The organism is Acetivibrio clariflavus DSM 19732 (assembly GCF_000237085.1).
Classification (GTDB): Bacteria; Bacillota; Clostridia; order Acetivibrionales; family Acetivibrionaceae; genus Acetivibrio; species Acetivibrio clariflavus.
On record NC_016627.1, the window covers coordinates 4,874,921 to 4,897,678 of the forward strand.

Sequence of the window (22,758 nt, forward strand, 5' to 3'; positions counted from 1 at the left end):
CCGGAATTCTGAAAAAAGAATTCCAGACTATATTCAATACATTTTATACGGCACTAAATTAAGCAAATTAAAGTCTATTTTCTCCTTAAACAAATACAAATTATATAAAGCTTATTGAACTCATAAAAAAATTGTGGCAAAATTCAAATACATGTCCATCAAATAAATAAAAGCTAAATTATAAATTTAACTCTATAGCAGAATTCCTCTTTATGAGCTGCTTTGACATATTGCATAAAAAATTGCATAACTCATAAAAATAAATAATAATTATTAATTCTAAATAAATATTTAAATAAAGAATAAAATTTTCCAGATTACTTTAATTCTACAACATATCGGTAATAAATTATATTAACATTATTTTTGATAGCATAATTATTTCTTTCAATTATAACTATTTTTATAATATATTATTTATTAAACTTTCCGTCTATATAGATTATTCGAAAATTTGCATTTTTTTTTGGCACCTTTATTCAATTTTATTGATATAAATTTCAAAACAAAAAAATATCCACAACAATTGTGGATACCTTTTTTACATAAAAACTCTATAAACCTTTATATAATCATATTTTCAACACATAAAATTATATGTTCAAAAAAAGGTGTGAATAAACTGTGGATAATTATCAATATTATCCACAAGTTTACACCTCTATAATAAATTAATATTTAATTACACTGGGATTACTTCAAAACTTCTAGACTGCTTTTTAGGTTATTTTCATACTTATATCAAAAGCCCTTACTGAATGTGTTAAGCTTCCCACTGAAATTATATCAACTCCAGTTTCAGCTATTTCGACTATTGTATCTAAAGTCACATTTCCTGACGCTTCTACAATTGCTTTTCCATTAATTATTTTAACAGCTTCTTTCATCATGTCAAGTCCCATATTGTCTAACATTATTATGTCAGCTTTTCCATCAATTGCCTCAAGCACCTGGTCAATTGTTTCTGTTTCAACTTCTATCTTAATTGTATGAGGAATTTTATTTCGTACAAGTTCAATAGCTTTTTTTATTCCTCCAGCTGCTTTTATATGATTATCTTTTATTAAAACTCCATCAGACAAACAAAATCTATGGTTTGTCCCTCCTCCAACTCTTACAGCATATTTTTCAAGCATTCTAAGTCCAGGAGTAGTCTTTCTGGTATCAACAACTTTTGCCTTTAAATGTTTTATTTTATCAGCATACTGTCTGGTTATCGTTGCAATTCCTGAAAGTCTCTGAAGAATATTCAAGGCTGTTCTTTCTCCCTTTAAAAGGGCTCGGGTTTTTCCATGTATTGTTGCTATGACATCACCTTTACTTACCCATTGTCCGTCTTCAGTATGCTTATCAAATTTAACATCTTGATCCAAAAGCTCAAAAACTCTTTTTGCAACATCCAATCCGGCTATAACACCCGAATCTTTAGCTATCATTTTTGCAAAAGACATAGCATTCTCATCTATAATATTATCGGTAGTAATATCACCTGCAGGCATATCTTCCTTTAACGAATTTATAATTATATTATCTATATCAGATATGGAAAACATATAATTCTCCTTTCTCACACAAGCATATTTTATTTACAATTTTTAATATAAGATTCCTGATCCGAAATAGTCCATACAATAATCTCTTATAATCAAATATTAAAATCAGCTGATTAAGAAATATTAAAATGTTTACTTTTTCTGTATCACTTTAATTATATTTCTCTTCCAATTAATATCATCAGTACTTTGAAAGTCTGTCCTATAATGAGCTCCTCTGCTTTCTTCCCTCTCTAACGCTGCTTCTATTACAATTCTAGCTAACAGCACCATGTTCTGAATCTCAAAATCCTCAATGCTTGTATTATACATATCGCAAATTACACTATAATATTGGTCTATTTTATTTTTCGCAATAATCATACCTTCTCTGTTTCTGATAATACCAACATATTTTGTCATAAGATTTTGAATATCTGTCTTTATTCGTTTTTTATCAATTTGCTTCTTTATACGATTCTTTTTATACGATAGGTGAAAACTTGTATCAAGAGATATATTTTCAGCCAATATTTTTGAAACTTCTTCACCTATTTTGCGTCCAAAGACCAGCCCTTCAAGCAGAGAATTACTTGCGAGTCTGTTTGCCCCATGTATTCCGCTGCAAGCGACTTCACCGCAAGCAAAAAATCCCTTTATATTGGTACGACCAAACACATCTGTTTTTACGCCACCCATACAATAATGTTCAGCAGGTGCAACCGGAATATAATCTTTTGATATATCTATACCATAATTAAGGCATTTTTTATAAATATTAGGAAATCTTGATTCGAGATAGTTTTTATCTTTAAACGTTATATCCAAATATACATGATCAGATTCAGTTTTTTTCATCTCACTGAAAATTGCTCTAGATACAATATCTCTCGGTGCCAGTTCATTTAACTCATGGTATTTGGGCATAAATCTTTCACCAAAAACATTTCTTAATATTGCCCCTTCGCCCCTTACCGCTTCTGATATTAAAAAACTCTTGTTCTCAGGATGAAATAAAACGGTAGGATGGAACTGGACAAATTCCATATCCATAAGTTCGGCACCAGCCCTATATGCCAAGCTCACACCATCACCGGTAGCTACTTCAGGATTTGTCGTATTTAAATACAGTTGACCAAATCCACCAGCTGCATTTATTACAACACTTGAAACATAATAAATATACTGATCACAATCTTCATCATAACTCAAAACACCTTTGCAAACATCATTATCTGTTAGAATGTCTATGGCAAAGGTTCTTTCCTTTATTTTTACATTTTTTCTTGCTTTAACTATTGAAATTAACTTATCACATACCTCTTTGCCTGTCGTATCTCCCGCATGAATAATCCTGTTTTTGCTGTGTGCCCCTTCTCTGGTAAGCGACAGCTCATCTTTATTCTCTTTTTTATCAAAATTAACACCATATTTACATAATGCTTCGATATTTTTGGCGGCCTCATTTACAAGAACCCATACGCTATTTTCATCACAAAGGCCTGCACCTGCATATATAGTATCTTTGAAATGTAACTCAGGCGAATCTTCCTTATCTAATGAAACCGCTATTCCACCTTGAGCAAGTACCGAATTGCTTATATCTATGGTTTCCTTCGTAATAATGACAATGTTATACTTCTCCGGTAATTCAAGTGCAGTGTATACACCTGCAATTCCACTGCCTATTATTATTATATCGTAATACTCTTTTCTAATTTTATCGGTATCAAAATCAATAAGGTATCTGTAATTATCCAACTTTTTAAACTTCCCCCTTAAAATCGCACTATCCGCCCAATACCAGTGCATCCAGAGCTACACAAAAGTACTTAAGAATCTTCATTAATATTTCCTAATAAACAACAAATATAATAATATATTAAAAAATAGATTTAAAACTGTCTGAATCATTATTTTTGTAACCATAACAAGTTTCTAATAAACTTATCAACTTATTTCGAGCATATTGTCCAAAGCCTTTTTAGCTTTCAATCTAATTGTCTCATCTAGATTTATTTCATAATTCATTTCCTTAAGAGATCTGTATACGCTAAGTAAAGATGTTTTTTTCATATTGGGACATACTAGTCCCTGAGATAATAAATAGAAACTTTTATCAGGGTTGTCCCTTTTTAATTTAAACAACACACCCATTTCTGTACCTATTATAAACTCTTTATCTGGGGAATTTGCAGCATAGTCAATAATTTGTTTTGTACTGCCCACAAAATCTGCAGCAGCAACAATATCAGGCTGACATTCGGGATGTACCAACACCTTAGCATTAGGTCGTAATTCCTTAGCTCTTTCAAGCTCACTAATTTTTATCCTATGATGCGTAATACAATATCCTTCCCACAAGATAATATTCTTATCCGGCACCATCTTGGCTACATAACTTCCAAGATTCATATCGGGTACAAAAAGTATGTCTTTACTTTTAACAGATCTTACAATATTAACTGCATTAGACGATGTACAACATATATCACATTCAGACTTGACCTCTGCAGACGAATTGATATAGCATACAACTGTTGCGTTAGGATGTTTCTTTTTCTCTTCAATTAATGCTTCTTTAGTAACCATATCTGCCATTGGACATCCTGCATCTATTTCCGGAAGAAGTACAATTTTATCGGGAGAAAGAATTTTTGCACTCTCCGCCATAAAATGAACACCACAGAAAACTATGACATCCTTCTTCACATCTGCACAATATTTACTCAATGCAAGAGAATCACCTATAACATCTGCTACTTCCTGCACATCGTCAACCTGATAATTATGTGCAACAATAACTGCATTCCTTTTTTTCTTTAGTTCTAAAATTTCTTTAACAATTTCTTCTTTTTTCATATTTACCTAATCAACCCTTTATTACGCTGTATTTGGCAGAAAATACATTTGCCATACTTGCTCTTATCTAATACTTTTAAATATTTTAATACTTTACCCCTTATTTGTAAAGGATAAAAAAATCCTGCATTTCACAGGATCTATTAAACTAATTAATGTTGTATAAAATCTTTTAACTTGTTATATTAAAATTTATTCTTATTCTTTATCCTATGAATTTCTAACTAAAATATTTTTCTATGTGGAAAAGTTTTTGAGAAGAAAAATATTGAGATTTCTGTATTCAGGAAAATAAAATTATTTTTTAGATAACTTCTTTTTTTTCTTTTTCAAACTATTCTTTATGAAGTCAAAAAAAGTATGGCCTGCAGGTGTAATTGAAAATATCTCTAATAATAGACCAAACGCAATTGAGAGAAATATCATATATAACTTTGTATAAATTAAAACAAATGAAATTACTGCCCAAATCCCTAAATAAACAATTGATAGATTTTTAAATCTTTTAATTTCTTTTGGATCAGTAATAGGTCTGTTTGGATTATCTGAAGGTGCCCATTTATAAATGGAGAATAGAGAAACGACTACAGCAATTATTGCAAATATTATCACATGATAATCATTCCAATATTGATAAGTATATCGTGCAATAATGGAAAACACCATAAACAGTGATATGGAAACTCCCAGGCACTTTCCAAAAGTATCCATATGATAACCGCCAGCAATCGACCTAAGCGACGCAAAAACAACAGCCATCAAAAATGTTGTTAACAAAGTATCTGTAATAAAAGCCAAGATAAATAATATTATAAACTTAACAATAGCCCCTATAATTACTTGAAGACCATAGAAGTAAACTCGCCTTTTCTCATGATTCTCTCCTTTTTGTTTCATTAAATAATTCGCACCTGAATAGGATAACACTTCAATAAATCGCACGTTAACTCCCCCTTTAGATAAAAAATATAGCTTTTCACACATAACAACAGAAGTGAAATTTATTAAATTAAGAATGTATCTTCATCAAATTAACACATATTTTTATTTAAACCATTTAATTATAATTATACTATAAAAATGTTAGTTAACAAGAATTTATTAAATAAAACACTGTATATTTATTATAATAAATTTTTGTTGTTTTCCTTGTGGATAAAGTTAAAATTTTCATTATTTTATCCACATTTAAATTCACTCCTGTGTTTATTTATTATATAAATGGAAGTAAATTTCTAATGTATAAATATCAAAAACATTTAAATTTATCAATCCAATATATTTGTTTTATTCTGGTATGATTTTAGATAAATTATTTGATTATTTCCGTCAAATAAACAAAGCCTTATGGATTGGTACCATAAGGCTTTGATATAAATCTGGCAGCGACCTACTTTCCCAGGACGTCTCCATCCAAGTATCATCGGCACTGAGAAGCTTAACTACCGTGTTCGGGATGGGAACGGGTGTGTCCTTCTCGTTATTGCCACCAGAAATCTATAAACTTTTTGGTATATACCTTCAAAAATATATAACGTCAGTCCACAAGATAAGAAGCTCTCTCACTCATTAAGTCTTCACTTCAGAACCCTTCTTCTTCTCCTCAGTTGTCAGTTTTCCATCTTCCAACTTCCAACCTCTAACTTCTAATTTGGTCAAGCCCTCGACCTATTAGTACCAGTCAGCTAAATACATTACTGTACTTACACCCCTGGCCTATCAACCATGTAGTCTACATGGGGTCTTACCCTTTCGGTGGGATATCTCATCTTAGGGTGGGTTTCACGCTTAGATGCTTTCAGCGTTTATCCCGTCCGAACTTGGCTACCCAGCTGTGCACTTGGTAGTACAACTGGTGCACCAGAGGTTCGTCCATCCCGGTCCTCTCGTACTAAGGACAGATCCCTTCAAATATCCTGCGCCCGCGACAGATAGGGACCGAACTGTCTCACGACGTTCTGAACCCAGCTCGCGTACCGCTTTAATTGGCGAACAGCCAAACCCTTGGAACCTACTTCAGCTCCAGGATGCGATGAGCCGACATCGAGGTGCCAAACCTCCCCGTCGATGTGGACTCTTGGGGGAGATCAGCCTGTTATCCCCAGGGTAGCTTTTATCCGTTGAGCGACGGCAATTCCACTCTCTTACCGCCGGATCACTAAGCCCTACTTTCGTACCTGCTCGACTTGTCTGTCTCACAGTCAGGCTACCTTATGCCTTTGCACTCGATGCGCGATTTCCAACCGCGCTGAGGTAACCTTTGGACGCCTCCGTTACCTTTTAGGAGGCGACCGCCCCAGTCAAACTGCCCACCTGACAGTGTCCCTAGACCAGCTCATGGCCTCAGGTTAGAGTCCCAGTACCCTTAGAGTGGTATCCCAACGGCGATTCCATGCAGACTGGCGTCCACACTTCCCTATCTCCCACCTATCCTGTACAAAGAATACCGAAACCCAGTATCAGGCTACAGTAAAGCTCCATGGGGTCTTTCCGTCTTGTCGCGGGTAACTTGCATCTTCACAAGTACTACAATTTCGCCGGGTACGTTGTTGAGACAGTGCCCAAATCATTACGCCATTCGTGCGGGTCGGAACTTACCCGACAAGGAATTTCGCTACCTTAGGACCGTTATAGTTACGGCCGCCGTTTACTGGGGCTTAAGTTCACTGCTTCACTTCCGTTAACAGATCCCCGTAACCTTCCAGCACCGGGCAGGCGTCAGCCCCTATACTTCATCTTTCGATTTAGCAGAGACCTGTGTTTTTGATAAACAGTTGCTTGGGCCTATTCTCTGCGGCCTGCTCTCACAGGCACCCCTTCTCGCGAACTTACGGGGTCAATTTGCCGAGTTCCTTAACAACGCTTCTCCCGCTCGTCTTAGGATTCTCTCCTCATCTACCTGTGTCGGTTTGCGGTACGGGTACCTCTACTCTCGATAGTGGCTTTTCTCGTCAGTGCGAAATCGGTCACTTCGGTACTATATTTTCCCTCCCCGTCACGGCTCATAATCATCCGGCGGATTTGCCTACCGGACTCTACTTGCCGCTTGGACGAGCTCTTCCAGTCACTCGCTTGACCTATCCCCCTGCGTCCCCACTTCTCTCAAACGAGCAGCGGTAGTACAGGAATTTCAACCTGTTCCCCATCGCCTACGCCTTTCGGCCTCAGCTTAGGTCCCGACTTACCCTGGGCGGACGAACCTTCCCCAGGAAACCTTAGATTTTCGACGGTAAAGATTCTCACTTCACTCTCGCTACTTATTCCGGCATTCTCACTACTATCTCGTCCACATGTCCTTCCGGTCATGCTTCTACCTACCATAGTAAGCTCCCCTACCCCTGCTAGAAGTTAGAAGTCAGATGTTAGACGTTAGATTATTCCCATCTCTGTATCAGTGTATTTATCCTCTTTCCTAAAACATCATATCTTTCCACTAATTCTTTGTGTTCTTCATTTGTGATGTATTCTAAGTCTTTGCTCATATCCAATAACACCACAACTTCATTACACGAACCTAATGTCATTTTTAGAAATCTTTTAAAATCTGATACAGATTCCTTTCGCCCATATCCTTCTGCTATATTTAACGGTATTGATATCGCAGCTCGCCTTATCTGGCTTACCAACTCATACCTTTCATGCTCAGGATATTTGAGCGTCATCTTCATTATAGTTATTGTTAAGGAGTATGACTCTTTATATACTTCCAAATCTTTATACGATTTTATCATCATGATACTCCTCTCACTCTTCTAACCTCTAACTTCTCACTTCTAACCTCCAGCAAGCCACAGCTTCGGTACACAGTTTGAGCCCCGGACATTTTCGGCGCAGGTTCACTCGACTAGTGAGCTATTACGCACTCTTTGAATGAATGGCTGCTTCTAAGCCAACATCCTAGTTGTCTTAGCAAACCCACATCCTTTCCCACTTAACTGTGATTTTGGGACCTTAGCTGATGGTCTGGGCTGTTTCCCTCTCGACTACGGAACTTATCTCTCGTAGTCTGACTCCCAAGCTAAATCTATACGGCATTCAGAGTTTGATAGGGTTCGGTAACCCGGTAAGGCCCCTAGCCCATTCAGTGCTTTACCTCCGTTAGACATACTTGAGGCTAGCCCTAAAGCTATTTCGGGGAGAACCAGCTATCTCCGAGTTCGATTGGAATTTCTCCGCTATCCACAGCTCATCCCAAACCTTTTCAACGGTTATGAGTTCGGTCCTCCACGAGACTTTACTCTCGCTTCAACCTGTCCATGGATAGGTCACCCGGTTTCGGGTCTATTGCATGCGACTTTACGCCCTCTTCAGACTCGGTTTCCCTTCGGCTCCGTACCTTCAGTACTTAACCTCGCCACATACAATAACTCGCCGGACCGTTCTACAAAAAGTACGCTGTCGAGCCTTAACGCTCTCCAACTGCTTGTAAACATAGGGTTTCAGGTTCTCTTTCACTCCCCTCCCGGGGTTCTTTTCACCTTTCCCTCACGGTACTTCTCCACTATCGGTCACCAGTTAGTATTTAGCCTTGGAGGGTGGTCCCCCCTGCTTCCCACAAGGTTTCACGTGCCTCGTGGTACTCTGGATCCTGGCCTGTCTCCTCACTTTTCGCATACGGGACTTTTACCCTCTATGGTGTAACCTTTCCTGGTTACTTCTGCTAAGCTCAGAGAATCATTTCGCCAGTCCGCAACCCCAACCTATATTGCTATAGATTGGTTTGGGCTCTTCCGCTTTCGCTCGCCACTACTTACGGAATCTCGGTTGATTTCTTTTCCTGTGGGTACTTAGATGTTTCAGTTCCCCACGTCTCGCCCTGCTACACTATGGATTCATGTAGCAGTACCTGAGCATTTACCTCAGGTGGGTTCCCCCATTCGGACATCTGCGGGTCGATGGCTGTTTGCGCCTCACCGCAGCTTTTCGCAGCTTACCACGTCCTTCTTCGCCTTCTGGTGCCTAGGCATTCACCCTATGCTCTTAGTAGCTTGACCTTCCTCGGTTCTCCTTGTGAATCCCTTCTACCATCTTAATGAGTTTATCCTAAGAGTCACTACGTACTTCTTTCTGTACTAGTTACCCTCTTTTCTTCTCATCTTGCTTTATCTGACATTATATATTTTTCAAGGTACATCATCTCTGACCTTAAGGTCAGATTGTGGTGGAGATAAGGAGATTCGAACTCCTGACCCCCTGCTTGCAAGGCAGGTGCTCTCCCAACTGAGCTATACCCCCACGCTTCTCTAAGCTCTATGGGCTTAGAAAACTAAACAGTGTAAGGAAAGAAACCCTCTATCGACTGTCTCACAACCGATATCGACCATAAGTAGTGATACCTTTAAGTATCATCCTACTCCTTAGAAAGGAGGTGATCCAGCCGCACCTTCCGATACGGCTACCTTGTTACGACTTCACCCCAATCATCTGCCCCACCTTCGGCAGCGCCCTCCTCTCGGTTAGACTACTGACTTCGGGTGTTGCAGACTCTCATGGTGTGACGGGCGGTGTGTACAAGGCCCGGGAACGTATTCACGGCAGTATGCTGACCTGCCATTACTAGCAATTCCGACTTCATGCAGGCGAGTTTCAGCCTGCAATCTGAACTGGGACTGCTTTTGGGGATTTGCTCCACCTCGCGGTCTCGCTTCCCTTTGTAGCAGCCATTGTAGTACGTGTGTAGCCCAGGACATAAGGGGCATGATGATTTGACGTCGTCCCCACCTTCCTCCGATTTATCACCGGCAGTCTCGTTAGAGTGCCCAACTTAATGATGGCAACTAACAACAAGGGTTGCGCTCGTTGCGGGACTTAACCCAACATCTCACGACACGAGCTGACGACAACCATGCACCACCTGTCTCCTCTGCTCCGAAGAGAAGCCCTATCTCTAGAGCTGTCAGAGGGATGTCAAGCCCTGGTAAGGTTCTTCGCGTTGCTTCGAATTAAACCACATACTCCACTGCTTGTGCGGGCCCCCGTCAATTCCTTTGAGTTTCAACCTTGCGGCCGTACTCCCCAGGTGGGATACTTATTGTGTTAACTCCGGCACAGAAGGGGTCGATACCTCCTACACCTAGTATCCATCGTTTACGGCGTGGACTACCAGGGTATCTAATCCTGTTTGCTCCCCACGCTTTCGCGCCTCAGCGTCAGTTACTGTCCAGAAAGCCGCCTTCGCCACTGGTGTTCCTCCTAATCTCTACGCATTTCACCGCTACACTAGGAATTCCGCTTTCCTCTCCAGCACTCAAGAAATACAGTTTCAGATGCAGCGCCGGGGTTGAGCCCCGGAATTTCACATCTGACTTGCATCCCCGCCTACGCGCCCTTTACACCCAGTAATTCCGGACAACGCTCGCCACCTACGTATTACCGCGGCTGCTGGCACGTAGTTAGCCGTGGCTTGTTCCTTGGGTACCGTCATTATCGTCCCCAACCAAAGAAGTTTACAATCCGAAGACCTTCTTCCTTCACGCGGCGTTGCTGCGTCAGGGTTTCCCCCATTGCGCAATATTCCCCACTGCTGCCTCCCGTAGGAGTCTGGGCCGTGTCTCAGTCCCAATGTGGCCGATCAACCTCTCAGTTCGGCTACCGATCGTCGCCTTGGTGAGCCGTTACCTCACCAACTAGCTAATCGGACGCGGGCTCATCTCACACCGGATTGCTCCTTTGATAACAAAGTGATGCCACCTCGTTATGTTATGCGGTATTAGCACTAGTTTCCCAGTGTTATCCCCCTGTGTGAGGCAGATTACCCACGCGTTACTCACCCGTCCGCCGCTATCCTGCATTCAACATTCAATACTCAGCTCCTTTTTGTGTTGGCACTTTATTCAGCGTGAAGCAGAAACTTTAAACATATCATAGTATATGGTTGTTTCTGCTTGACGCCGGCTCAATCTCCAACGTCAGCTGAATACTCAATGTTGAATGCAGGACCGCTCGACTTGCATGTGTTAGGCACGCCGCCAGCGTTCGTCCTGAGCCAGGATCAAACTCTCTAAAAAAACTTTATCTACTTCGCTGTATCTCTACAGCTACGTATTAATCTCTTTAGAAAGCCTTTTGGCTCTAAATTACTTACTCGCGTATATCTCGCAAGTTACTCATTAAATCAACGAGTTCCTTTCCTTTCTTACACTGTTCACTTTTCAAAGTCCATAATTCTTAGCCTCAGTCACTCGTTGCGAGCGACTTTTATATATTACCACGCTGTTTTCACTTTGTCAACACTTTTTTTATTTTTTTGCTGTCAATTTTATGCTGCTTATATCTCTTACCTTTTCAGGCGCTTTTTCGCAACAGCTATAATAATATAATCAAAAAGCATTATTATCAACTTTAATAAATACTCTCTATCGGCTGTAATTTTAATATATCACCTCTATTCTTAAAAATCTTCTGTTTTTAGACACATTACTTCTGTTTAAAATTAAATATCTATTAAATAAATAATTTATCAGACTTTAAAACAGAAGAATAATCAGTTTGCCAGCAATAATCTTAAGAGATTAAAAAGTAAGTAAAATAAAGAATCCATTCTACCAGTATATTCTGATAGAATGGAATTTTTAAAATCTCTCAATAATTTTATATATTCAAAAGTCGTTGAAGATTTATTGATACAGAACATAATTTAAATAAGAAATCAAAATTTAAAAACATTATTAAATTTAGTTATTATCAAAATCATTTGTTGTTTCTTTTTCTTCCTCATTAATATCATTTTCTTCGTTACTTTCGGAAGAATCTTCATTTGCTATCCGCGCAACTCCAACCAAATGCACAGACTCATCCAATCTCATTAATGTCACACCTTGAGTTGCTCTTCCCAAAATACTTATATCGCTGACATTTATCCTGATAATAGATCCGTCTGAACTAATCAGCATTACATCATCTTTTTCATTTACAAGCTTCATACCTGCTATCTTACCAGTTTTCTCGGTCACCCTGTAAGTCAATATACCTTTTCCGCCTCTTGTTTGAACCTTGTACTCCTCAAGTTCTGTTCTCTTTCCAAAGCCTCTTTCAGTTACTACAAGCAGGCTGGTATCTTCAATATAAACTCCCATACCGACAACTTCATCATCGTCATCGAGTTTAATTCCTCGAACACCCATGGAAACTCTTCCTAAAGGTCTGACATCCTGCTCGTTAAATCTAATTGACATACCATTTCTGGTAACAAGTATAATATCTTTTGTTCCATCGGTAAGTTTGACATCTATTAATTCGTCATTCTCTTTCAATGTAACAGCAGTAAGTCCGCCTTTTCTAATATGATCATATTCCATAAGATCAGTTTTCTTCACAATACCATTTTTAGTTGCAAGTACTAAGTAAAGGCCTTCTTTATATTCTTTCAACGGAATTACCGTAGTTATTTTTTCATCCGGCTCTAACTGCAGGAGATTTACTATTGCAGTTCCTTTTGCATGTCTTCCTGCTTCGGGTATTTCATAAGCCTTTAATCTGTATACCTTTCCCTTGCTTGTAAAGAACAGAATATAATCATGGGTAGAGGTTGTAAACAAGTTTTCAACAAAATCCTCTTCCCTGGTGCTAAGACCGATAATTCCTTTACCGCCTCTTCTTTGACTCTTGTACGTATCAGTCGGAATTCTCTTAACATATCCAAAATGAGTAAGAGTAATAACACAATTCTCTTCTTCAATTAAGTCTTCAACATCAAAATCGCCTTCATCAGAAATTATTTTAGTTCTTCTTTCATCTCCATATTTTTGCTTTATTTCAGTTAATTCTTCCTTTATAATATTCAACACCATAAACTCATTAGCCAAAACATCTTTGTAATACTTTATTTTTGCAAGCAATTCCTCATATTCTGCATCAATCTTTTCTCTTTCCAAAGCAGTAAGCCTTCCAAGTCTCATATCAACAATTGCTTGAGCCTGCTTTTCACTGAAATTGAATCTTCCCATCAAAGCTTCTTTTGCTTCAGCTTCATTTTTTGAAGCCCTTATAATTCTGATAACCTCTTCAAGGTTGTCAATGGCTATTTTCAAACCCTCTAAAATATGAGCTCTTGCTTCAGCTTTATCAAGATCAAATTTTGTTCTTCTTACAATTACATCCTTTTGATGGTCAATATAATAATCTATGGCTTGCCTTAAATTTATTACACGGGGTTCAAATTTTTTATCCGGTGTCTGAATTAAAGCAAGCATATTAACACTGAAAGTTTCCTGCATCTGTGTAAATTTTAAAAGTTGATTCAGAACAACATTGGCATTAGCGTCTTTCTTTAATTCAATAACTATGCGCATTCCGTCTCTATCCGATTCATCTCTTAAATCGGATATACTTTCTATTCTTTTATCCTTAACAAGGTCAGCTATTTTCTCAATCAATCTCGCCTTATTTACCTGATAGGGCAGTTCAGTTACCACTATTCTCTGCTTATTGGGGGTCATTTGCTCAATATTTGTAACAGCCCTCATTATTATCTTGCCTTTACCTGTTCTATAGGCATCCTTAATACCTGATTTTCCTACTATGGTAGCTCCCGTTGGAAAATCGGGGCCTTTTATAATTTTAATCAAATCATCTATTGTTGTTTGTGGATTATCAATAACAGCAACAATCCCATCTATAACTTCACATAAATTATGCGGCGGTATATTCGTTGCCATACCGACAGCTATTCCTGAAGAACCGTTTACCAGCAAATTTGGAAATCTGGAAGGAAGAACAACCGGTTCTATTTCATGCTCGTCAAAGTTAGGCTTGAAATCCACCGTATCTTTATTTATGTCTCTAACCATTTCCATGGAAATTTTCGCAAGCTTAGCCTCAGTATACCTCATAGCTGCAGGAGGGTCCCCATCTATCGAACCAAAATTACCATGTCCGTCGACTAATGGATACCTTAAGGAAAAATCCTGGGCCATACGAACCATACTATCATATACGGCTGCATCTCCGTGAGGATGATATTTACCTAAAACTTCTCCGACCGTGGTAGCACATTTCCTATAGGCCTTATCTGGTGTAAAACCGAGACCGAACATAGCATATAGTATTCTTCTATGTACAGGCTTTAAACCATCTCTGACATCAGGTAAGGCACGGTCCACTATTACACTCATAGCATAGTTTATAAATGAGTTCTTCATTTCGGCTTCTATGTCAACAGGTATTATATTTTGATCCTTGACATCATATATATCTGCCATCTATTTACCTCTTTTCTATAACGTTCTTTAGGTTTGTATTATTCCTCTTACCCAAAATTAATCAATATATATTTTAATAAAGTTTTAAAAAGCTGTCCACTTTTTTCATGATTTATTAACATTCCTTACTTATGAAACCATTTTAACAAAAATAAATAAAAGGAATGATATTAAATCATTCCCAATTTTTCCAATATAAATACCTAAAGAATTCATATAAGAATATTTAATGTTTTCATATGTAATCTTTTTTGCTTTATTGGCATTTTTGTACTTTTTAGCGTCGCAATACCTATTTAGGTATTCTAACTATAAATTCAACATAAGTTCCTCTGTCAAATTGTGCAGCTTTTGCATCCACCCCGGACTTTTTCATTAATTCTATTGATTGCTTTATTGTATTTACAAATATTCTAATATCTTTTATTGCCCTTGTATATTTAGCCTTATTCTTCTTTTCATTTTCCTGTCTTGTATATTTTTCTATTGCTCTTTCCACTAACTCTTCAGTCTTTTTAACATTAAGACCTTTTTCACAGACAGTCTTCAAAACTTTTAACTGAAGTTGCTCATCATGTAGTTTCAATAAAGCTCTTGCATGTCTTTCAGTAAGATTGTTGTCTGCAAGAATCTTTTTAACTAAAGGCGGAAGTTTCAACAGACGTATTTTATTTGCTATTGTTGACTGACTTTTTCCAATTTTAGCCGCAAGTTCTTCCTGAGTAAATCCGTGCTCGTTTATTAAGTTATTATATCCTTCTGCTTCTTCCATATAGCTTAAGTCTTCTCTTTGAAGATTTTCGATTAAAGCCATTACTGCCGAATCATTATCGTTTATGTCTACAACAATTGCAGGAATTTCTTTTAGCCCAGCCATTGTAGCAGCTCTAAGTCTCCTCTCTCCAGCTACAAGTTCATACATATTGGCAGATATTTTTCTGACGTTAATAGGTTGAATAACGCCATATTGTTTGATTGATTCACACAACTCCTCCAATGAAATCTTATTAAACTGCTTTCTTGGCTGATAGGGGTTAGGTCTTATGTTTTCAATTTTAACATAAGTGATGTTTTTTAAATCATCCTTCTTTTCAACTCTAGCTATTTGTACTCTACCTTCTAACATAGCGAACACCATCCTTCGTAATTTTAATATTTATCCTTTGTTTAAAATTTATTGTTTAACAATAAATTTTATAATTTGTTAAATCAAAGTTATGTTACCATTATTTGATATTAAAATTATAAGGATAATATTCGCATACCTTTTTAAAATTCCTTTTTTTTATTCAAAGAATCGTTCGTCTAAATACGCTATATTACGGTATTTTACGGGTTAAATCAGCGGCTCTTTTGATGGTTTACCTGCTTTTCTCGGATATTTTGTTGGAGTTTGTCGAAACTTTTTTATAATAATTATATTTCTTTTACTATCAGTAAAAGGTAAGTTAAACTCTTTTACCTCTTCAATTTTTCCTCCCATAATATCCAAAGCCTTTTTAGAACTGTCAATTTCATCTGCTATGTTGCTTCCCTTCATTGCAATAAAGTAGCCTCCAACTTTAACAAAAGGCAGACAATACTCAATTAGCACAGGCAAACTCGCAACAGCCCTTGCTGTTGAAATATCAAACTTTTCTCTAAATTCAGGAAGAACTCCTTTTTCCTCAGCTCTTCCATGTAATGCCTCTATTTTGCTTAAAGCATTTTCTTTTATAACTTCATTTAAAAATCTTACCCTCTTGTCCAAAGAATCCAGCAAAGTGACTTCTATACTTTCCCGGGCAATTTTTACAGGAATGCCCGGGAATCCCGCACCGGTACCGACATCTATAAGTCTTGTACATTCATCTTTTATAAAAGGAAGAATGCTTAACGAATCAATAAAATGCTTTATAACAATTTCTCTGTCTTTTTCTATTGCCGTTAAGTTTATTTTTTCATTCCATTCTTTAAGGATATTTTTATACCGCAAAAATTTATCCACTTGTTCTTCAGTTAAAGATATATCAAATATATTAGCTCCATCCAAAAGAATCTTTTTCAACTCACTATCCACAGTTTATTTCTCCCATCTTTAATTAATCTACAAATAGCAGTAAAAATTTATTTTTATATGTTGTTAATTGCTTAAATCGCTATATTTTTAATGTACTCTATACCTATTGATCCTCTTTTTTTCTTCTCTGCTGTTCCAAATAAACCAGTAAAACCGATATATCAGCCGGAGACACTCCTGATATTCTCGAAGCTTGTCCCACTGACTCAGGTTTAATTTTATCCAGCTTCTGTCTTGCTTCAAGTCTCAATCCCTGAATGGAAAAATAATCTATATCCTTACCTAACTTTTTGCTCTCAAGTTTTTTAAACTGTTCAACTTGCTGCATTTGTCTTTTAATATATCCTTCATATTTTATTGTAATTTCCACCTGTTCAATAACTTGAGCACTAAGTTGGGGTCTGTTTTCGTCTATAGCTTCAAGGGATTTGTAGTCCAGCTCAGGTCTTTTCAGCAAATCACTCAGCTTCATTCCACTCTTTATGGGAGTACTGTTTTTACTTTGCAAAAAAGCATTCACTTTTTCACTTGGAGGAACATACGTATTATTAAGTCTTTTTATTTCTTCCTCAATTTCTCTTTTCTTTTTTTCAAATTTTCTGTATCTTTCCTCACTTATAAGGCCTATACGATAGCCTATTGGAGTCAATCGGAGATCGGCATTGTCCTGCCGCAGCAAAAGTCTATACTCGGACCTTGATGTCATCATCCTATAAGGTTCTCTTGTTCCTTTAGTTACCAAATCATCTATCAATACCCCTATATAAGCTTCGGACCTATCCAATATTAGAGGTTCTTCTCCTTTTATTTTGCGTGCTGCATTTATACCTGCTATAATTCCCTGAGCAGCTGCTTCTTCATATCCGGAGCTTCCGTTGATTTGCCCAGCTGAAAATAATCCATCTATATGTTTAAACTCTAAAGAAAGATTTAATTGCGTTGAATTAATTCCATCGTATTCTATTGCATAAGCGCTTCGCATTATCGACGCATTTTCAAGTCCGGGCAGTGTTTTTATCATTTCGATCTGAACATCCTCCGGAAGACTCGTGGACATTCCCTGTAAATACATCTCCTGTGTATTAAGACCCATAGGCTCAACAAAAACCTGGTGAGATTCCTTATCGGCAAACTTCACTATCTTATCTTCTATTGAAGGGCAATAGCGAGGACCTACACCTTCAATAATTCCGCTGAAGAGCGGGGATCTATGGATATTATTTCTTATTATCTCGTGGGTTTTACTGTTTGTATATGTAAGATAACACGATACCTGTTCTTTCTTTAGTTCCTCATTCTCAAAGGAAAAAGGAACTATGGTCTCATCGCCAGGCTGCTCTTCCATTTTTGAAAAATCAATACTTCTACGATTTATTCTGGCTGGAGTACCGGTCTTATACCTTATAAGTTCAATACCCATTTCCTTAAGGCAATCGGAAAGTTTATTTGCAGGGAAAAGTCCATCCGGCCCTCCGCTATAACTTATATCACCAATAATAATTTTCGCTCTAAGAAACGTTCCTGTTGTAAGTACAACAACCTTGCATTTGTAAATAGTACCCGTATGAGTCCGAACTCCGGTAACTTTGTATTTACCGTCAACTTCTTCCCTCAATATTTCAACAATCTCAGCCTGCTTGACATCAAGATTTTCCTGCAGTTCAAGGGTATTTTTCATTTCAATTTGATAACTTCTTCGGTCTATTTGCGCTCTAAGTGAGTACACTGCAGGACCTTTAGCTCTGTTCAATATCTTCGATTGAATAAAAGTTTTATCCGCATTTTTACCCATCTCGCCGCCAAGAGCATCAATCTCCCTTACAAGATGGCCTTTTGCTGTACCTCCTATATTAGGATTACACGGCATGTTTGCTATACTGTCCAAATTTATAGCAAAGACCGCTGTTTTAACACCCAGTCTGGCTGAAGCCAGGGCAGCTTCACATCCAGCATGTCCTGCTCCAACAACTATTACATCATATTCTCCCGCAATAAATTCCATAACCTTCCTCTCACTTTCCTAAGCAAAATCTGCTGAAGATTTCATTCATAACATCTTCACTTACCGATTCTCCCGTTATTTCTCCCAAATATTGTGCAGAATTTACAATATCAATTGTTATCATATCTAAAGGCATACCGCTTTTGTAGGCATTAATGGCATAATCAATACTCTCTATTGCCTTATCTATCAAATTTTTGTGTCTTACATTCGTTATTATAACCTCATTATTCAAGATTACTTCTCCTTTAACAAAAAGCTCAACTACTGCGTCTGCCAGTTCATCTGTCCCTATTCCTTGTTTTAAAGACATCCTTATTACTTTTTTATCCTCTATCTTACTCTCAATCTCTGCTAATTTTTCTTCATTTGCTAAATCTATTTTATTTAATATTACAATAACTTTCTTATCTTTTACTTTATCCAGAATTTCCGTATCTTCTTTTTCAATTCCCTTATAAGAATCTATCATCATTATTATAAGGTCTGCAGATTCCAATTCCTTGTTTGTTTTTTCCACGCCTATCTTTTCAACTAAGTCATCTGTCTCTCTGATACCTGCCGTATCAATAATTCTTACTGGAACGCCGTTTAAATTAATATACTCTTCAATGATATCCCTTGTTGTCCCAGGTATATCGGTTACTATAGCTCTATTCTTCCCGGTTAACTCATTCAGTAAAGAAGACTTTCCTACATTAGGCCTTCCTACAATTACAGCATTTACTCCTTCCCTTATAATCCTCCCCTTTTCAAAACCTTTTATAATATTGTTAAGCTTTTCCCTTATATCCTTAATTTCAGAATATACCTTTTCCCCAGTGATCTCTTCAATATCATGTTCCGGATAATCAACGGTAACTTCAATATGTGCTAAAACTTCTATGAGCTTTTTTCTTGCTTCTTTAAGTTTTACCGACAGCTTACCTTCCAGCTGATTCATAGCAGCCTTTGAACTTTCGCTGGTTTTTGCATTTATAAGGTCAATTACAGCTTCAGCCTGGGACAAGTCCAATCTACCGTTCAAAAAAGCACGTTTTGTAAACTCTCCAGGCTCCGCAATTCTTGCTCCTTTTTTTAGTACAAGTTCAAGTATATTCTTTAAAACTACTGTCCCTCCATGACAGTTTATCTCTACAACATCTTCCCTGGTAAAAGTATTAGGTTTTTTCATTTTTGAAAGCAAAACTTCGTCCAGTATTTCACCGGTCTCAGGATTAATTATTTTTCCATAGTTTATTGTATGGGTCTTTATTTCATCAAACTTTTTTTTACCAACAAATATTTCTGCAGCAATTCTAAAAGCTTCTTCTCCACTAATTCTGATTATACCTATTCCACCGTTTCCATGCGGCGTAGAAATGGCTGCAATTGTATCTTGACTGTACAGCATAATAATCCTCCAGGTTTATGGAAATAAATCGTTCACACATTCAACACAGTATTATGATGTTAAAAAATGGCCCAAGAATTAATTCTCCTGAACCACAAAAACAGTCAATAATAAAATATTTTTAAGGTATTCCATTAGTTATTTATAACTTAAATAATTTAGAAAACATTGGGTGTATAACTTATTAAAGCTCTATTTAAGTGTTATTATTACTTTTCTATTAGGCTCTTCTCCAACACTATAAGTTTCAACATATTTGTGATCCTGAAGAGAAGAATGTATTACTCTTCTTTCATATGGATTCATTGGCTCTAAGACAATATTTTTTTTGTATTTGACCACTCTATCAGCTAGTTTGTTAGCAAGTTTAACCAATGTTTCTTCTCTTTTTTTCCTGTAATTTTCAATATCTATTATAACTCTCTTATAATTTTCCCTATTCTTATTAACAACAAGGCTTGTTAAATACTGAAGAGCATCTAAAGTTTCGCCTCTTCTTCCAATAGCAATACCTATATCATCTCCATTTACTTTAAGGAGTATGGTATCTTCATCTTCTTCAACCGTAATCTCGGCATCAACCTTCATTTTTTCCAACACACTGGCCAAAAATTCCTTTGCTTTATCCGAACATGTTTCTTTGACAGTAACTCTAACTTTCGCCACTTTATTGCCAATCAAGCCGAAAATACCCTTTGATCCTTCTTCTAAAACTTCTATATCAACACTGTTTATATCGCACTGCAATTCTTCTAAGGCCAGATCAATAGCTTCTTGTACGGTTTTCCCTGTTTTTTCAACGAAATTTGCCATTTAACCTTCCTTAACCTCCTTTTTATTCACAATGTACTTATTTATATACAACTGCTGAAATATCTGAAACACATTACTGGTGAACCAGTATAGACCCAGACCTGCCGGGAATTGGAAAGATACCCACAAAGTCATTAAAGGTGCTATGATAGCCATATTCCTATTCATTGCCATAGCTACATCTTGTGATTTATCATTTTTATTGTCATCATTTTTTCTCATTGTAGACATCATCATCAATTTATTAGACAAAATTGTAGATGTAACAGAAAGTATCGGCAATATCAACAAAGGAAGATACTTTAACATTTCTTCTCCAAATAATTTGCCAGGACTTAAACTTGGTATTGCCCCTAAATCTAAACCCAAGAAATTCATATTTAAAATATTATGAAAGTTAACGGCTCCTAACTGAGCATAAAAACCAGGAACTTTCATTTCATCGGGAACAGCCTCAATAAATGTTTTTATTTCCTCTATACTATAGCCGAACATATATGTCAATGGCTGACCAATTACATATATCAAAGAAAAAAGTATTGGAATCTGCACAAGAAGAGGCAAACAACCGCTAGCAGGATTATATTTATGCTCTGTATATAATTTCATCAATTCTTCATTAAGTTTGTTAGTATCATTTTTGTACTTCCTTTGCAGTTCCTGTATAATTGGCTGTAACTCCTGCATTTTAGCAGTCGACTTAATCTGCTTTATTGTAAGAGGAAGCAATAACAGTTTAACAAAAATCGTAAAAAGAATAATAGCTAATCCATAATTTTTAAAAGCTAAATTCTCATATATAAAATTCAAAATTATGCCTAAAAACTTCGGTATAAAACTAAACATCGCCACAATACCCCTTTTGCTTATTTAACCAGATCCTTTAGCTTACTTAACCGGATCATATCCTCCCGGATGAAACGGATGGCATTTTATTATTCTCTTAACTGACATGAAACTTCCCTTAACTATACCATACTTTGTTATAGCATCAATTGCGTACTGTGAGCAAGTAGGATAAAATCTACAGCTTGAAACACCTTTTAATGGGGATATAAATTTTTGATAAATCCTTATTAAAAATACAACTAATCTTTTTACCAAATTAAATATCCTCCTTGAATACTTCAAGCTTTCTCAACAGGTATTTCATTTCCTTTTTTACTTCTGAAAAGTTCGGCATTTCTTCACAGCTTCTTGCCACAAAAACTAAATCAAACCCTTGTTTCAATTGGCTCTCAAAATGTCTATAACTTTCTTTTATTAACCTTTTTATCCTGTTCCTTTTTACACTCTTTCCAAACTTCTTGCTTACAGTTATACCCAATCTATTCACATTACTATTATTACTTAAGACATATAGAACAAGATACTTTGCAACAAAAAATTTTCCTTTTTTATAAAGTTTAAGAAAATCTTTGTTATTTTTTATAGGAAATGTAAATATCATTATAAGGAGCTATGCCTCCGGTTATTTTTTATATTTCAGTTATATTTCATGTGCTTTAATAATATTATTATTAAAATAATATCCTTTTAAACAAAAAGACCACAATTATGCGGTCTTACGCTGAAAGAACTTTTCTACCTTTCAATCTGCGCCTTCTTAATACTTTTCTTCCATTGGCAGTTTTCATTCTTTTTCTAAAACCGTGTTCCTTTTTTCTCTGTCTATTTTTAGGCTGATATGTTCTTAACAAACCAAACACCTCCATTTCTTTTCACTAAAGTACTTAGCTACTTATATCTGCTTCATTATGTTACTTATAATATTTCCCAAAAGAAGCTTTATTTATTTTTATTTTTTTCAAATAAATATACTTCTTTCTGTATTGAATAATGCATTCAATTTCACTAATTCAATACTTTTCATAAGTACATTTAATGACAATACCCTA

At 36.5% G+C, this 22,758-nt stretch carries 14 protein-coding genes, 1 tRNA gene and 3 rRNA genes; all 18 read right to left on the minus strand.

Annotated features, from left to right (window positions below):
• Positions 1–719 precede the first annotated feature (719 nt).
• A complete protein-coding gene (gene nadC, locus CLOCL_RS20600; RefSeq protein WP_014257134.1) occupies positions 720–1,553 on the minus strand; it encodes a carboxylating nicotinate-nucleotide diphosphorylase in 834 nt (277 codons plus the stop codon).
• A gap of 132 nt (positions 1,554–1,685) precedes the next feature.
• Positions 1,686–3,293, minus strand: a complete 1,608-nt coding sequence (gene nadB, locus CLOCL_RS20605; protein WP_014257135.1) for an L-aspartate oxidase — start codon at positions 3,291–3,293, stop codon at positions 1,686–1,688.
• A 189-nt stretch (positions 3,294–3,482) separates the two neighbouring features.
• Positions 3,483–4,394: a quinolinate synthase NadA gene (nadA, locus tag CLOCL_RS20610; RefSeq protein WP_014257136.1), complete on the minus strand. Its 912-nt coding sequence runs from the start codon at positions 4,392–4,394 to the stop codon at positions 3,483–3,485.
• A gap of 297 nt (positions 4,395–4,691) precedes the next feature.
• Positions 4,692–5,336, minus strand: a complete 645-nt coding sequence (locus CLOCL_RS20615; protein ID WP_014257137.1) for an accessory gene regulator ArgB-like protein — start codon at positions 5,334–5,336, stop codon at positions 4,692–4,694.
• Positions 5,337–5,771: 435 nt separating this feature from the next.
• Positions 5,772–5,888: ribosomal RNA gene (gene rrf, locus CLOCL_RS20620) — 5S ribosomal RNA — on the minus strand.
• A 157-nt stretch (positions 5,889–6,045) separates the two neighbouring features.
• A 23S ribosomal RNA gene (locus CLOCL_RS20625) occupies positions 6,046–9,388 on the minus strand.
• 165 nt (positions 9,389–9,553) lie between these two features.
• Positions 9,554–9,629: transfer RNA gene (locus tag CLOCL_RS20630), tRNA-Ala, on the minus strand.
• Positions 9,630–9,755: 126 nt separating this feature from the next.
• Positions 9,756–11,401, minus strand: a 16S ribosomal RNA gene (locus CLOCL_RS20635).
• The 16S, 23S and 5S rRNA genes sit together here with 1 tRNA gene alongside, the layout of an rRNA operon.
• Positions 11,402–12,067: 666 nt before the next feature.
• Positions 12,068–14,593 carry a DNA gyrase subunit A gene (gyrA, locus tag CLOCL_RS20640; protein WP_014257138.1) on the minus strand — a complete coding sequence of 842 codons (2,526 nt, stop codon included), beginning with the start codon at positions 14,591–14,593 and terminating at the stop codon, positions 12,068–12,070.
• Positions 14,594–14,885: 292 nt separating this feature from the next.
• Positions 14,886–15,719 carry a nucleoid occlusion protein gene (gene noc / locus CLOCL_RS20645; RefSeq protein WP_014257139.1) on the minus strand — a complete coding sequence of 278 codons (834 nt, stop codon included), beginning with the start codon at positions 15,717–15,719 and terminating at the stop codon, positions 14,886–14,888.
• A 210-nt stretch (positions 15,720–15,929) separates the two neighbouring features.
• Positions 15,930–16,652, minus strand: coding sequence for a 16S rRNA (guanine(527)-N(7))-methyltransferase RsmG (gene rsmG, locus CLOCL_RS20650; RefSeq protein ID WP_014257140.1), 723 nt, complete (start codon positions 16,650–16,652; stop codon positions 15,930–15,932).
• A gap of 103 nt (positions 16,653–16,755) precedes the next feature.
• Positions 16,756–18,654 (minus strand): tRNA uridine-5-carboxymethylaminomethyl(34) synthesis enzyme MnmG, encoded by a 1,899-nt coding sequence (gene mnmG / locus CLOCL_RS20655; protein WP_014257141.1) that lies wholly within the window; start codon positions 18,652–18,654, stop codon positions 16,756–16,758.
• A 10-nt stretch (positions 18,655–18,664) separates the two neighbouring features.
• Positions 18,665–20,047: a tRNA uridine-5-carboxymethylaminomethyl(34) synthesis GTPase MnmE gene (gene mnmE, locus CLOCL_RS20660; protein ID WP_014257142.1), complete on the minus strand. Its 1,383-nt coding sequence runs from the start codon at positions 20,045–20,047 to the stop codon at positions 18,665–18,667.
• A 192-nt stretch (positions 20,048–20,239) separates the two neighbouring features.
• On the minus strand, positions 20,240–20,860 hold the full coding sequence (gene jag, locus CLOCL_RS20665; RefSeq protein ID WP_014257143.1) for an RNA-binding cell elongation regulator Jag/EloR: 621 nt from the start codon (positions 20,858–20,860) through the stop codon (positions 20,240–20,242).
• The gene (locus CLOCL_RS20670) at positions 20,861–21,706 is read right to left on the minus strand and encodes a YidC/Oxa1 family membrane protein insertase (protein ID WP_014257144.1); all 846 of its coding nucleotides are present in this window, start codon (positions 21,704–21,706) and stop codon (positions 20,861–20,863) included.
• Positions 21,707–21,748: 42 nt separating this feature from the next.
• Entirely contained in the window at positions 21,749–21,964 is a 216-nt protein-coding gene (yidD, locus tag CLOCL_RS20675) for a membrane protein insertion efficiency factor YidD (RefSeq protein WP_014257145.1), read from the minus strand.
• 1 nt (position 21,965) lies between these two features.
• Positions 21,966–22,310 carry a ribonuclease P protein component gene (rnpA, locus tag CLOCL_RS20680; protein WP_014257146.1) on the minus strand — a complete coding sequence of 115 codons (345 nt, stop codon included), beginning with the start codon at positions 22,308–22,310 and terminating at the stop codon, positions 21,966–21,968.
• 115 nt (positions 22,311–22,425) lie between these two features.
• Positions 22,426–22,560: a 50S ribosomal protein L34 gene (gene rpmH / locus CLOCL_RS20685; RefSeq protein WP_027622361.1), complete on the minus strand. Its 135-nt coding sequence runs from the start codon at positions 22,558–22,560 to the stop codon at positions 22,426–22,428.
• Positions 22,561–22,758: the final 198 nt, after the last annotated feature.